The following is a 13,519-nucleotide window of genomic DNA, read 5'->3' as shown; positions in this document are numbered from 1 at the left end:
TTGCCAGTGGTGCTGGCGGCGCTGCGGAGTCACTCGGTCGCGGGCAGCACGAACCAGTAGTTCACGGTTGGGCCCTGGGTGGCGAGACCGGCGCCCATCGACTCGTACAGGCGGCGGGCGGCGGTGTTGTGCTCGCCGGTGATCAGGAACATGGTGCGGGCGCCGGCCCTCACGCCGGCCTGGAGAAAGGCGCTCAGCAGGCCGCGGCCGACGCCGCGGCGGCGGTGCTGCGGGGCCACTTCGAGATTGTGGAGATAGAGCATGCTGGTGCCGTCGGGGCGTGGCAGCAGGTAACCCCAGCACCAGCCCTGAACGTCATCGCCGTCGGCGGCCACGAAGGCGATCGTCCCCGGCGTCGCCGTGAAGGCGGCGGCACCGGTGCCGCCGCCTCCGAAGCGGCGGACGGCCAGCGTGAGAAGGCGCGGCTCGGCGGCGGAAACTCGGTGGATCATTTGTTGTTGTTCAGGACCCGGCCCAGGGCGAAGGTCAGGACGCCGGCCAGGACGACGCTCAGGAGGCCCACCCGGAGGCTGGTCTGGTCGGCGATCAAGCCGACCAGTGGGGGTGACAGCAGGAATCCTCCTCGCAGGAGCCAGCTCACGATGGTCAAACCGGTGCCGGAGGCCAGGCCGGGGATCTCGTCGGCGGTCTGCATCGTGGCCGGCACCAAGGTGGCCACGCCCAGGCCGGCCAGGGCGAAACCGGCCAGCGCCGTCGGCACCGACGGGAACAGCAGGGCCGCGCCCATGCCGGCCGCGGCCAGGGCGCCGCCGGCCCGGACCACCGTGCGCTGGCCGAAACGGTCGACCACCCGGTCGCCGGTGAGGCGGCCCAGGGTCATCGCCACCTGCAGCGCCACGAAGGCCAGGCCCGCCGTGGCGGCGCTCGTGTGCAGGTCGCCGGTCAGGTAGAGGGCGCCCCACGACGAGCCGGCGTCCTCGACCAGGGCGCCGCACGCGGCCAGGATGCCCAGGATGGCCAGCATGCGGACGGCCGTGCCGGTGACCGCGCGGCGCGGGGCGGGGGTATCGGACGGGGTAACGGCTCGTTCCGCGTCCTCGCCGCCTGGGAGCATGAAGCGGAAGGCGGCCAGCGCCACCGCGCTGAACAGGGCCGCCGAGATGCCGAGGTGGACGGTGAGGGACAACCCCAGGCCGGCCGCCGCGGAGCCCATGAGGCCGCCCAGGACGGCGCCGATGCTCCACACGCCGTGGAACGAGTTGACGATCGAACGCCCGTACAGCCGCTGGACCCTCAGCCCGTGGGCGTTCTGGGCCACGTCGACGATGGCGTCGAGGGCGCCGACGACGAACATGGCGCCGGCGAAGGCGTACCACGTCGGGGCGAAAGGCAGGAGAAAAGTCGCGGTGGCGAGCAGGACGATGCCGGGGGCGGCGACGCGGGCCGAGCCGAAGCGGCGGATCGCCGAGGCGGCCAGCAAGCCGGCCAGCAGCGCGCCCAGCGGCATGGCCGCGATGGCCGTGCCGAGGACGGCGTTGGTGACGCCGAGATCCGCCTTGATCTGGGGATAGCGGGGCACGACGTTGGCGAACAGAGCACCGTTGGTGAGGAACACCGCGGCCACGGCGAGGCGGGCCCGGCGGGCCTGCCGGGAGGGCGCGGCCGGTGCGAGGAGCGTCATGCGTACGAGCGTACATAGGATGTGTACGTCTGTACATATGAAAATTAATCTTGGCGTGCGTCCTTTTCCGCCGCATCCATGTGATCATCTTCTGCGAATTCCAGGATGGGGAGGAAACCGGGTGGGGATGACCTCGCTGGTGTCGGCGGTGCGATCGCAGGTGTTCGGGCTGCTCGCGCGCAGGTTCGCGGGCGGCAACGGCCCCTATGCGGGACTGGCCATGCTGCCCGACAAGCTGCTGTGGCCGCTGCACCGTGACGGTCTCGACCCGGTCGAGGAGATGGCCCGCCGCGTCGAAGGTGACCCGGTCAGCCGGCTGCCGCTGCCGCTGGGCATGCGCGGCTGGCTGATCACCGGCTACGAGCCGGTGCGCGAGGTGCTGGGCAGCCTCGACGGCTACAGCAACGACTTCGGCAAGTTCGCGGGGCGCGTGGGCATCAACGTGACGCAGGACCCCGGCGGGCTGGGCTTCGCCGACCCGCCGGTGCACACGCGGCTGCGCAAGGCACTGACGCCGGAGTTCACCATGCGGCGCCTGACGCGCCTGCAACCCCGGATCGAGGCGATCGTCCAGGGCCGGCTCGACGAGATGGCCGGCAAGCGGGACGTGGACCTGTGGAACGACTACGCGCTGCCGGTGCCGGCTCTGACGATCTGCGAGCTGCTCGGGGTGCCGTACGAGGACCGGGAGTACTTCCAGAAGCTGAGCACGGCGCGGTTCGATCTCGCGGACGGGGCCGGCGCGTCGCTGGACGCGGTGGGGGAGTCGCTGACCTATCTGGGCGGCCTGATCGACAAGCAGCGGCGGGAGCCCGGTGACGGACTGCTGGGCTCGCTCATCCGTACACACGGAAACGAAATCGACGACCGGGAACTGGCCGGTTTGGCCGACGGCGTGCTGACCGGGGGCCTCGAGACGTCGGCCAGCATGATCGCCCTGGGTGCGCTGGCGCTGATGACCGACGACGGGCTCCGGGCCGGGCTGAGCGAGAACCTCGACGACACGATCGAGGAGTTGCTGCGCTACATGACCGTGGTGCAGGTGGCGTTCCCTCGCGTGGCGATCCGCGATCACAAGGTGGGCGGGGCCGACATCCGGGCCGGCGACATCGTGATCTGCTCGCTGAGCGGCGCCGACCGCGATCCGTCGGCGACCGGCCCCGCACCGGAGAAACTCGACACCGGGCGGCCGATGAAAAGGTCCCACCTGGCTTTCGGGTACGGGATTCACCGGTGCATCGGCGCGGAACTGGCGCGCATGGAGCTGCGCATCGCGTATCCGGCCCTGTTCGAGCGGTTCCCGCAGATGAGTCTGGCCGTGCCGGAAAGGGAGCTGACATACCGCAGGGCGTCCATCGTCTTCGGATTGGACGCCCTGCCGGTGAATCTCAGTTGATCAACGAAGGCGAAGGGTGACGTTGAACTTCGGCGACGCGGCCAGCTTGCGGAACGACGCCAGCGAGGCCTTCGAGCTGTCGATGCTGATGTCGCGGTCGCCGAACAGGTCCTTCTTCGTGTCGAAGTAGACGATCGCCTTCACCTTGGGGCGCTTGGCCAGCTCGGGCAGCACCGAGTTGAACTGCTTGGACTTGTCGACGACCTTGCCCACGCGGTGGTAGGCGCCCCACTCGGCCACCATGATCGGCTTGGTGGGGTGGTTCTTGGCGGCCCAGTCGTACCAGCCCTGTCCGCCCTTGGCCTTGCGGTCGAGCAGGTCGGCGAAGACGCCGGCGTGGTAGTAGTTCTGCTCGGAGGAGACGTACGAGTCCAGGCCCATCCAGTCGACGACGTCGTCACCCGGGTAGAGGTCCTTCCACCACGACTGCGCCATCCACTTCTCGTTGCCCATGTACGCCACAACGTTGATCATGTTGTTGAGGCCCTTGGACTTCAGGCGCTTGATCACGTGACGGTACGACGCGGCGAAGTCCTTCGCGGTCATGCCGAGCTTGGCGTCGGTACGGACGTCGTCCTCCGGCTCGTGGTTGAGCACGAGGAAGAACTTCTCCGGCATGGTCGCCTTGACCCGCGCCGCGAACGCGTCGATGCGCGCGTCGAGCTTGCCGGCGGCGACGTTGGCCCAGGTCGAGCCGTACTCGACGCGCCAGTTCATCAGCAGCACGCGCGGCTTGGCCTTGTCGCGCACCATGGCGATCTCGGACGCGGTCGGGAACTTCTCGTCACCCTTGTGGTAGACGTGGAAGATCGAGGACGTACGCCCCGACTTCTGCTCCCAGGTCTTGAGCTCCTGGTCGCGCGGCAGGGTGCTGAAGCCGCCGGCCGCCGCGCCCCACAGGACGCCGCAGGTGGGGACGAGCTTGGCGTCGGTCACGCACTTGCTCGCCGGCGCCGCCGGCGTCGTCGCGCCCTGCGCGGCCACCGGTCCGGCGAGCGCCGCACCGAGGCCCGCGACGAGCGCGGCCAGCGAGTACATGGACTTCCGCAGCATCTAATCTCCCCCTGTTGTCCGGCCGTTGTCGGCCGGGCATGAGAAGAGATTCCAGGGCGTACGGTGCGGGCCCGGTGCCCGTGACGGTGCGGCCCGGTTGCGCTCGCCGGGACCCGCGGTCGTGCCCCTGAGATCGGCGGTTCTTCGCCGTGCTTGAGATCTTTTACAGCCAGGCGCGTACGCCGGCGAACACGTCCGCGTCGTAGTCCGAACCCACCTGGGCCGCGAGGTCGGCGATCGTGACCGCGCGCAGGGAGGCCCGCCACGCCTGGTCGGCGGCGCTCATCGCCCGCGAGATCGCGCACGGCTTCTCGCACGCCTCGGCGGAGGCGGCCAGGGGACCGCGCTGCCTGATCTCCGTACACACGAAAGCCGGTTGTGGCCCGTCGACCGCCTCGACCACGTCGAGCACGGTGATCCGCGACGCCGGACGGGCCAGTTCGTAGCCGCCGGCGTGGCCCTGAACGGACCGGATGATCTCGGCGCGGGACAGCGCCTGGAGCTGTTTGGCCAGGTAGCTGGCGGAGACGTCGTGCAGCTCGGCCAGGCGGGCGGCGGGCACGGGACGCTCGGCCGCGCTCAGCACCACGGTGCAGTGCAAGGCCCACTCGACCCCGCCGGACATCTTCATGGTCACATCCTACTTGACTCGGACACTTGTTGTCCGAGTAGAGTTGACCCGGACAAGAGATATCCGAGTTAGGGGTAAGGCAATGAAGATCGTGGTCATCGGGGGCACCGGGCTCGTCGGCAAGAAGCTCATCCCGCTGCTCACCCAGGCCGGGCACACCGCCGTCGCCGCGTCGCCCTCGACGGGCGTGAACTCGGTGACCGGCGAAGGGCTGGCCCAGGCGCTGGAAGGCGCCGACACGGTGGTCGACCTGACCAACGCGCCGTCCTGGGGCGACGACGAGGTGCTCGAGTTTTTTCGGACCTCGGCCGCCAATCTGGGTGAGGCCGAGAAGGCAGCCGGCGTGACCCACCACCTGGCGGTCTCGATCGTCAACTGCGACCAGATCCCGGACAGCGGCTACATGCGGGCCAAGGTCGCCCAGGAGCGCGAGATCCGCGAGGCCGGCGTGCCGTTCACCATCCTGCGGGCCACCCAGTTCTTCGAGTTCCTGGCCGGCATCGCCGACTTCTCGACCAAGGACGGCGAGGTGCACGGCTCGACCGCCCGATTCCAGCCGGTCGCCGCCGACGACGTCGCCGCCACCCTGGCCGCCCTTGTCGAGCAGCCCGCCACCAACGGCGTGGTCGAGCTGGCCGGGCCCGAGGCGGGCACGCTGGCGTCGTTCGTCCGCCGCTACCTGGAGGCCAAGGGCGACACCCGCAAGGTCATCGAGGACCCGGCCGCCGGATATTTCGGCGCCCAGGTCGAGTCGCTGGCCCCGGCGCAGGGCAGCGGCGCCCGCATCGGCGCGATCAGCTTCGCCACGTGGCTGGGCTAAGCTCCTGACCTCGTGACCATGATCGACCTGCACCGCCACCTGGAAGGCTCCCTGCGAGTATCCACCGTCCTCGAGCTGGCGCACCGCGACGGACACCCCCTGGCCGTCGCGGCCGACCCCGAGGACCTGCTCGTGGCCCGGGGCCCTCTGGGCGGCCTCGTCCCTTTCCTCGACAAGGTCGACGCCGCGCCGTCCGCCCTCCCGCGCCCCCAGGACTGGGAGCGGGCGGCCGCGGAGGTGGTGCGGGACGCCGCCGATGACGGCCTGGGCTACCTGGAGCTGCGGTTCAGCCCGTGGTTCATCCGCCGGGAGACCGGCCTGGAGCCCGAGGCCGTCATCGACGCGGTCGCCTCCGGCGTGCATGCGGCCTCGGCCGGGACGGGCCTGCCGGTGGCGCTGATCGGCATCCTCCTGCGCGACTTGGGCCCGGATCAGGGCGTCGCCCAGGTGGACACGCTGCTGTCGCGCCGCGAGGTGTTCTGCGCGGTGGACCTGGCCGGCAACGAGGCGGGTGTTCCGGCGGCCGAGTTCGCCCCCGCCTTCGCCAAGGCCCGGGACGCGGGCCTGCACGTGACGGTCCACGCGGGCGAGGCGGCCGGCCCGCACAGCGTCTGGGACGCGATCAACCACCTCGGCGCCGAGCGCATCGGCCACGGCGTCCGCTCGGTCGAGGACCCGGCGCTGCTGGAGCACCTGGCCGCGCACGGGATCACGCTCGAAGTGGCGCTGACCAGCAACCTGCACACCAGCGTCGCCCCGAGCTACCGCGAACACCCCTTGCGCCGGCTGCTGGCGGCCGGCGTCCCGGTCGCCCTGGCCACCGACGACCCGCGCGCCTCGGCGATCACCCTCTCCGGCGAGTACGCCACGGCCCGGACCGAGATCGGCCTGTCGGAGGCGGAGATCAAGACAATTGAGGAGTACGCCCGTAAGGCCACCTTCGCCGGTTGAGTTGATGCGTCACCTCGCCGACGTATGCTCGTCTGCATGATCGTTTCGCCGCCCTTCGCGGGGTTGTTCGGCGCTCCGCTGCCCCAGGAGGCCCGGGAGCCCGGCTATTTCGCGGATCTCCAGCTCGACCAGCTCGTCGAAGCGGTGGTGAAGGGGCGGGAACGGCACAATCTCGTGCCGGCCTTCTCGGCCCGGCTGGACGACGCGGCGGCCATCGAGCAGCGGCAGTCCGTGTTCGCCGAGCTGGCCGACGAGGATCTGCTGGCGGCGATGCGAGCGTTCGGCGACGGCCTGGCCCGGTGCGAGCGGCAGTTCGAGGCGGCGGCGCGGGTGCGCCATCCCCGGCAGGCGCAACGGTGGCGGCTGAACGCCATCGCCTCGTACGTGAGTGTCGTCGACGCCGCCATCGCCGCGCTCGAGAAGTCGGCCGGCCTGCGCGGCTGGCTGGACTGGCTGCGTGAATACCGGGCCTCGGCCGACGTCGCCGCGATGGCGTCCGAGGCGCGGGCCTTGCTGGCCGAGCTCGGCGGCCTGCGGTACACCCTGTCGATCTCCGGCGACGAGATCACGGCCAGTCCGTTCGCCGATCAGGAGGATCTGAACGCCGGCACCCTGGACACCTTCGAGCGCTTCCGGGAGGGCGAGGTCGCGCCGCACGAGTTCGACCTGCGGGCCGGGGCCGAGATGAACGAGCTCCACGCGGCCGTCCTCGACCTGGTGGTGAAACTGTTCCCGGACGTGTTCGACCGGGTCGCCCGCTTCGTCGACCGGCATCCGGCGGTCCGGCATCCGGTGATCGACGTGGTCGAGCGCGAGCTGCGGTTCGCGCTGGCCTGGCTCGACTTCATCGCCCCGGCTCAGCGGGCGGGCCTGCCGTTCTGCCTCCCGAACCTGCGGCCGGCCGGCCGGCTCGAGGTCACGGACACGTTCGATGTGCTGCTCGCGGCGAGCCGGGCGCCGGTCACCAACGACGTCGCGCTCGGCGACGGCGAGTCGGTGCTCGTGGTGACCGGGCCCAACCAGGGCGGCAAGACGACCTTCGCCCGCACGATCGGGCAGCTCTATCACCTGGCCGCTCTGGGCCTGCCGGTGCCGGGGCGCTCGGTGGCCCTGCACGCGCCGGACGCGATCCTCACCCACTTCGACCGCGGCGACCGCGCGGGCGACCTGCGGAGCCGGCTCGAGGACGAGATCACCCGGATGACCGAGATGCTGCCGAAGGTCACGAACCGCTCGGTGGTGATCCTCAACGAGATGTTCAGCTCCACCACGTTCGCCGACGCGCGGGCCATGAGCATCGACGTCCTGCGGGACGTCCTGGACGCGGGCGCGGTCGGCGTCTGCGTCACGTTCATCGACGAGCTGTCGCGGCTCGACCCGCGTGTCGTGTCGCTGACCACAAGCGCCGGGACTTTCCGGGTCACGCGCGGCCGCGCCGACGGTGAGGCCCACGCGCTCGCCCTGGCCACCAGGTACGGCCTCACCCAGGACCAGCTGCGCGCGCGGATCGGAGCCCACGCGTGAAGCCGGGCCTGTTGTCCTCCTCCGGCCCGTTGCCGCCGCTGGCCGATCGCGTGGCCGAGGACCTGGGGCTGTCCACGGTGATCGACGCGATGGCCGCCGGCGACGACTTCCTCGCCGAGACCGCGCGTACGGTCCTGTTGTCCGTGCCTGTCGCTTCTGAGAACGTCGTCTACCGCCAGGACGTCCTCGCCGACTGCCTGCGCGAGCCGAAGCTCGGCCGGGAGCTGTACGAGCTGGCCGGCCGCGCCGTCGAGGCCCAGCGCGCCGCGGCCCGGTCCGTCTACTTCGACTCGCCTGAGACCCTGCTGAACCAGTCGATTGCGACGCTGACCTCCTTCGTGGGCCTGCTGCGCGAGCTGCGATCGCTGGTCGATCGCTATCGGTCACGGGTGTCGTCGGCGGGGTTTCAGCAGTTCTTCGCGATGGTCGGCGACCAGTTCGACGACGAGTACCTGGCGTCGGCGACGGCCCGGATCGGTCAGCTCGGCCTGGACGGCAACCTGCTGGTCTCGGCCCGGCTCGGCGCCGGGAACCAGAGCGAGGGCTTCGCGCTGCGCCGCCCCGAGCGCCAGGCCCGCGGTCTGTTCCGCCGCAACACCACACCCAAGGCCACTTACAAGCTTCCGTACGGGGATGAAGCCGCCAGCCGGGCGCTGAGTTCCCTGCGAGATCAGGCCCTGGCCGGTCTCGCCGGCGCCGCCGACCAGTCGGCGCGGCACGTGCTGGCGTTCTTCACCACGCTGCGCACCGAGGTGGCCTTCTATCTGGGCTGCCTCAACCTGCGCGAGGCGCTGATCGCCCGGGGCGCCGCGGTGTGCCGGCCGACGCTGCACGATTCGGCCTTCGCCTTCGCGGGTTTGTACGACCCGAGCCTGCAACTTCGTCTCGACCACCCGGCCGCCACCAACGACCTGGACGCCGGTGGGAAGCCGCTGATCATGGTCACCGGGGCCAACCGGGGCGGCAAGTCCACGTTCCTGCGCAGCGTGGGCCTGGCCCAGCTGATGGCGGCGGCCGGAGCCTTCGTGGCCGCGACCGCGTTCACAACCTCGATCGGCACCGGTGTCTTCACCCACTTCACCACCGACGAGGACGACTCGCTGACCAGCGGCAAGTTCGACGAGGAGCTGCGGCGCATGTCGCAGATCGCCGACGTCATCGGCCCGTACGGCATGCTGTTGTGCAATGAGTCCTTCCAGTCGACGAACGAGCGGGAGGGCTCCGACATCGCCCGCCGCATCATCGACGCCATGACCGGGGCCGGCGTGCGGGTCGTCTTCGTCACCCACCTGCACGAGCTGGCGCGGGGCCTCTACGAGGACGGTCCGCCCGCGGTGTTCCTCCGGGCCGGGCGCGATCGCTCCTTCCGCCTGCACGAGGCCGCGCCGGAGGCGACGAGCTACGGGGCCGACCTCTGGAAACGATCCAGGAGCTTGGCCGAGATGCCGGCGAGCTGGTCCACTTCCTGATCGGTGAGCGGCGCCATGACCAGCTCACGAACGTGCGCGCTGTGGCGCGGCGCGGCCTCGGTGAGGGCGGCCCACCCCTGATCGGTCAGCTCGACGTGCACGGCCCGCGCCGGACCGGCTCGGCGCTCCACGAGCCCGCGCTTGGTCATGCGGGTGAGCTGATGGTGCAGCCGGCTCTTCTCCCACCCGAGCTTGTCGCCGAGCTCGTGCGCACGAAGCCGCCCGCTCCCGGCCCCGGCGAGCACCGACAGCACCGAGTAGTCGGCCATCGACAGGCCACTGGACGCCTGAAGTTGCTGCTCGATACGGGACCGCAGATGTTCCTGCATCTGAATGAAGACCCGCCACGCGTGCAACTGTCGTGCGTCGAGCGCGTGCTCACCGTCGGCCACGCGTTCACCCTATAGCGGCCGAGTTGACGCGTCACCCACGCGGCTCGGTCACGGTGAAGGTGGGGATCTGGTCGACGTCGGTCAGGTAGGTAGCGTGCCCGACGCCGTCGTGGAACGAGAACGCGCGCACGTGCCAGACACCCGCCGGAGACGAAGCCTCCAGGGTGCCGCTGAACTCCCAGACGCCGTCGGTGGCCGTGCCGGAGATCAGGCGCATGGTCGACATGTAGGCGCCGGCGCTGGGGTCGTCGACCGGTGAGAGGGCGAGCGTCCAGTTGTTGGGCAGGCGGATGCCGGAGAGGTCGTCGGTCAGGCGGACGCGCAGGCGTACGGCCCGGTCGGCGCCGTTGTCGAGGGTCCGCGGCGTCATCCAGCGGGCGCTGGAGAGGTCGGCCACCGGGTCGGCGACGTCCGCGACGCCGGTGACCGTCAGGGCGACCTCGGTCGCCGAGGCCGACGACTCGCGGCCGACCCGGTCGGTGAGCTCGATCGAGTTGACCATCCACTCGCCGGGCGCGGCGCTCGCGGGCATCGAGCCGGAGAACTCCCAGACGCCGTCGGTCGCTGTGCCGGAGACCAGGTGGGGCTGCTTCAGGTAGATCGCCGGGCCGTCGTTGTTCCCGCTCACGATGACATAGCCGGAGCCGACGCCGGCGCGGTCGTCGGTCACGCGCATCCGCAGCCGCAGCGGGTGGGCCGTGCTGTTGTCGAGGGTGGTGGGGGTGACCCACCGAACCGAGGACACGTCGGCCGCCGGCGCGGTCAGGTCGGAGGCCCCGGTCACGGTGAACGACGGCAGCGCGGTCAGATCCGCCGCCGTGGTCAGCCGGTTCACCCGGTCCTCGGCGACCGCTCCGACCGGGCGGTACTCACCGGCCGGAGCGAAGGCGGGCACGGTCGCGCGGAACTCGTGGACGCCGTCGGTGGTGGTGCCGGAGAGCAGAGCCTGGCTGACGAAGCGAACCTCGGTCGGGCCGTTGCTGTAGCGCAGCATCGCGAAGCGCACCCCGGCCCGGTCGTCGGTGACGCGCATCCGCAGGCGCAGGGTCCGGGCGGTCGCGTTGTCCCCGGTCGCCGCATCGGCCCAGGCGGCAGTGCCGGTGTGCAGCACCGGGGCCTTGAGGTCGGAGCAGGAGGTCGCCGGCGACGTGTCCGTCGCGTCGCGCAGGCAGGTGTTGATGCCGGCGCCGCCCTCGAGGTAGTCGGCGCCGGGCCCGCCGTTGAGGCGGTCATCGCCGGCGCCACCGTCGATCCGGTCGTCGCCCGCGTCGCCCGTGGCCCGGTCGTCGCCACTCCCGAGCTCGATCCGGTCATTGCCGTCGCCGCCGGTGACCAGGTCGTTGCCGTCGCCGCCGGTGATCAGGTCGCTTCCGATGCCGCCGGTGATCAGGTCGTTGCCGGTGCCGCCGGTGATCAGGTCGCTTCCGGTGCCGCCCTTGACGTTGTCGTTGCCCGCTCCGCCGTCGATCACGTCGTTGCCGCCGGCGCCGTCGATGGTGTCGTTGCCGCCCCGGCCGCAGATCACGTCGTTGCCGGAGGTTCCGCGCAGCCGGTCGCTCCCGGCGGTGCCGACGATCGTGCACGCGCGGCGCACCCCGCCGACGGCGGTGGACGGCGCGGCCGCCCCGGCCGGAATCGGGCCGGTCAGCGACACAGCAATCCCGCCGGCCATCATCGGCACCAGATAACGCAGCCGCACGCAAGTCCCCCCTGTCGCCTCATCGTCGCGCTCCTCAGTCGGTCGCCGAGGTGGCGAGTTGAGGCGGCCTGTGAGCCCCGTTTCTCCAGCTTGACGGCCAGGGCGGTTGAAGTGGATCTTCGCTGCGTGACTGATGTCGGTGCACCCGTGCTGGACGGCGCGCGCATCCAGCGGTGGATCAAGGCGGCGGTGCCGTGGTGGGTGCCGCGGCTCGTGCTGGTCGCCGCGTGGGCCGGAGCGTTCGTGGCGGCGGCGGTGGGCGACCCGTCCTCCTGCACGGCCGCGGATCCGGGTGTGTGCGGGCCGGACGTGACGCTCGCGGTGGTTATCGTCGTCCTGCTGGCCACGCCGATCCTGTTGTGGTGGCTGCCGTTGGCCGGGTGCGGGGCCGGGGTGCTCTTCGCCGTCCTCGATCTGGTCCTCGACGACGAGCCGGTGGCCCGGGTGGCGTTCGGCGTCTTCGGGCTGCTCTGTCTGGCCGTGGCGGCGTGGCTGGTGGTGGCGCGGCGGCGGCAGGCGGCCATCGTCGCGGAGGCGGCCGGGACGGTGCGCCTAGACGAGCGGCTCCGGGAGGATCGCCCGGGGTGGGGATGGCGTACGGCAGCGGCCGTCGCCCTGAGCATGGCCGGGGCCGGCGGCCTCGCCTGGTACGGCCACCGGGACGCTCAGGTGGCGGCGCACGAGGCGGCGGCGGTCCGGACGGACGCGGTCATCCGCAGCGCCGACAACGCCTCGGGTGTGGTCACGGTCGGCGTGCCCGAGCCGGTGCGGGTCGACGTGGTCGGCTCGTACCGGGCCGGGCAGGTGGTTCCGGTGCTGGTCGACGGCTCGTGGGTACGCCTGGTGGCCGAACCCGAGGATGTGACGGTGTGGCTCAGCGCCGGGCTCGGTGCGCTCGCCCTGGCCGGCATCCTGCTGTTCCGCGAGCAGAGCCGGCGCTCAGCGCGCCGGCGATTGTCGCGGGGGCCGCTGGCCGCCGTCGAAGTGGCCGCCGATCTGGCGGTTGCGGACCGTGCGGTGATGTTCGGCGGCCGCGCGCTGGTGCCGGTCCTGCCCGCGCCGTTCCTCCCGCCCGACCCGTCCGTGAACGACGGCGCCGACTCGTCCGTGAACGACGGCGCCGACTCGACCGCCAACCACGACGAGCACGAGTACGAGGACGGGGCTGACGACGAGGACGGGGACGGGGCGTGGACGGTCGAGGAAGTCGAGGAGTTCGGCCGGGAGTGGCGGGGGGAGAGCCCGCCGAGCCGGGTTCGCGGGAGTGAACCGCAGACCGTGACAGTGGCCGGTGACCTGCGCGACGGCGGCTGGGTCGTGCTGATCACGGACTCCGCCGTTCTGCTGCCCGAGGCGCCCTTGCGCATGCCGATGCGTAGCCCCGAATCGGTGCCCGATGCCCCTCCTGGAGTGCCCCTGCCCTCGGCCGGCCGCGAAGAACTGACCGAGCTGCCGGTCGTCCTGCGGCCCCGCCCGCGGGAGCGCGTGCTCGGGGCGTTGTCGCTTCTCGGCTTCGCCGCCGGGCCCGCCGTCGTGCTGGCCGGGCTGCCCGAGGACTGGTGGCAGACCCTGGTCGTGCTCTGGCTCGGCGGCTCACTGACCTACGGCGGATGGCGCCGCCTGACCGCGCGCGCCGAGCTGACGAAAGGTGGGCTCGTGGTGCACGGCCGCATGCGCGTCCGTCATGTGCCGTGGACACGCCTGCACGGCGTGCGCCGCGACGACAAGGGCCTGTGGATCGCATGGGAACCCGGCGACGCCATCCACCTGACCGGCGTGGCCGACCGCTGGGGCGGGGTCATCATGCGCCTGCGCGACCTCTCCCTGGCCGCCGGCGACCCCGGCCGCGAGGTCACCGACCGGCTGGGCAGCGGCCCGGCGGTCGTCTTCGCCTACGTTCTCGTCGCCGCCGCCACCCTTTGGTGGACGCGGCACTGACCGG

General features: G+C 71.5%; 12 protein-coding genes. 6 read left to right on the top strand and 6 right to left on the bottom strand.

The genetic code is table 11. The features are described 5' to 3' along the window. Window positions 1–29: 29 nt before the first annotated feature. Window positions 30–452: a GNAT family N-acetyltransferase gene (locus CRP55_RS26845; RefSeq protein WP_097322911.1), complete on the bottom strand. Its 423-nt coding sequence runs from the start codon at window positions 450–452 to the stop codon at window positions 30–32. Further along, window positions 449–1,642: an MFS transporter gene (locus CRP55_RS26840; RefSeq protein WP_097322910.1), complete on the bottom strand. Its 1,194-nt coding sequence runs from the start codon at window positions 1,640–1,642 to the stop codon at window positions 449–451. Before CRP55_RS26840 ends, CRP55_RS26845 begins: the two co-directional genes overlap by 4 nt. 127 nt (window positions 1,643–1,769) lie before the next feature. On the opposite strand from CRP55_RS26840, the gene CRP55_RS26835 reads away from it, so the two are divergent. Further along, window positions 1,770–3,038, top strand: a complete 1,269-nt coding sequence (locus CRP55_RS26835; RefSeq protein ID WP_097322909.1) for a cytochrome P450 — start codon at window positions 1,770–1,772, stop codon at window positions 3,036–3,038. Here the strand turns inward: CRP55_RS26835 and CRP55_RS26830 are convergent, their stop codons facing one another. Together CRP55_RS26830 and CRP55_RS26825 are read right to left on the bottom strand one after the other, a co-directional pair. Next, the gene (locus tag CRP55_RS26830) at window positions 3,039–4,091 is read right to left on the bottom strand and encodes a glycoside hydrolase family 26 protein (protein ID WP_097322908.1); all 1,053 of its coding nucleotides are present in this window, start codon (window positions 4,089–4,091) and stop codon (window positions 3,039–3,041) included. Window positions 4,092–4,254: 163 nt separating this feature from the next. Beyond that, window positions 4,255–4,722 carry an RrF2 family transcriptional regulator gene (locus CRP55_RS26825; protein ID WP_097323087.1) on the bottom strand — a complete coding sequence of 156 codons (468 nt, stop codon included), beginning with the start codon at window positions 4,720–4,722 and terminating at the stop codon, window positions 4,255–4,257. A gap of 82 nt (window positions 4,723–4,804) precedes the next feature. Between CRP55_RS26825 and CRP55_RS26820 the strand changes: the two genes are divergently transcribed. The 4 genes from CRP55_RS26820 to CRP55_RS26805 are packed head-to-tail and all read left to right on the top strand — an operon-like array spanning window position 4,805 to window position 9,486. After that, window positions 4,805–5,542 carry an SDR family oxidoreductase gene (locus CRP55_RS26820; protein ID WP_097322907.1) on the top strand — a complete coding sequence of 246 codons (738 nt, stop codon included), beginning with the start codon at window positions 4,805–4,807 and terminating at the stop codon, window positions 5,540–5,542. A gap of 18 nt (window positions 5,543–5,560) precedes the next feature. Further along, a complete protein-coding gene (add, locus tag CRP55_RS26815; RefSeq protein WP_097323086.1) occupies window positions 5,561–6,493 on the top strand; it encodes an adenosine deaminase in 933 nt (310 codons plus the stop codon). 36 nt (window positions 6,494–6,529) lie between these two features. Further along, window positions 6,530–8,017 (top strand): MutS-related protein, encoded by a 1,488-nt coding sequence (locus CRP55_RS26810; RefSeq protein ID WP_143234888.1) that lies wholly within the window; start codon window positions 6,530–6,532, stop codon window positions 8,015–8,017. Then, the gene (locus CRP55_RS26805) at window positions 8,014–9,486 is read left to right on the top strand and encodes a MutS-related protein (protein ID WP_097322905.1); all 1,473 of its coding nucleotides are present in this window, start codon (window positions 8,014–8,016) and stop codon (window positions 9,484–9,486) included. The genes CRP55_RS26810 and CRP55_RS26805 overlap by 4 nt, the downstream gene beginning before the upstream one ends. Here the strand turns inward: CRP55_RS26805 and CRP55_RS26800 are convergent. Together CRP55_RS26800 and CRP55_RS26795 are read right to left on the bottom strand one after the other, a co-directional pair. Then, a complete protein-coding gene (locus CRP55_RS26800; protein WP_218854703.1) occupies window positions 9,417–9,878 on the bottom strand; it encodes a MarR family winged helix-turn-helix transcriptional regulator in 462 nt (153 codons plus the stop codon). The two genes, CRP55_RS26805 and CRP55_RS26800, sit on opposite strands and share 70 nt — an antisense overlap. Before the next feature lie 31 nt (window positions 9,879–9,909). Beyond that, window positions 9,910–11,577, bottom strand: a complete 1,668-nt coding sequence (locus CRP55_RS26795; protein ID WP_097322904.1) for a calcium-binding protein — start codon at window positions 11,575–11,577, stop codon at window positions 9,910–9,912. Window positions 11,578–11,703: 126 nt separating this feature from the next. On the opposite strand from CRP55_RS26795, the gene CRP55_RS26790 reads away from it, so the two are divergent. Beyond that, window positions 11,704–13,515, top strand: a complete 1,812-nt coding sequence (locus CRP55_RS26790) for a hypothetical protein (protein WP_143234886.1) — start codon at window positions 11,704–11,706, stop codon at window positions 13,513–13,515. The last annotated feature ends 4 nt before the right edge of the window (window positions 13,516–13,519 follow it).

Source organism: Paractinoplanes atraurantiacus (genome assembly GCF_900215205.1).
Taxonomy (GTDB): Bacteria; Actinomycetota; Actinomycetes; order Mycobacteriales; family Micromonosporaceae; genus Actinoplanes; species Actinoplanes atraurantiacus.
Note: the sequence above shows the minus strand (reverse complement) of the source record. Positions and strands in the feature narration are given on the sequence as shown.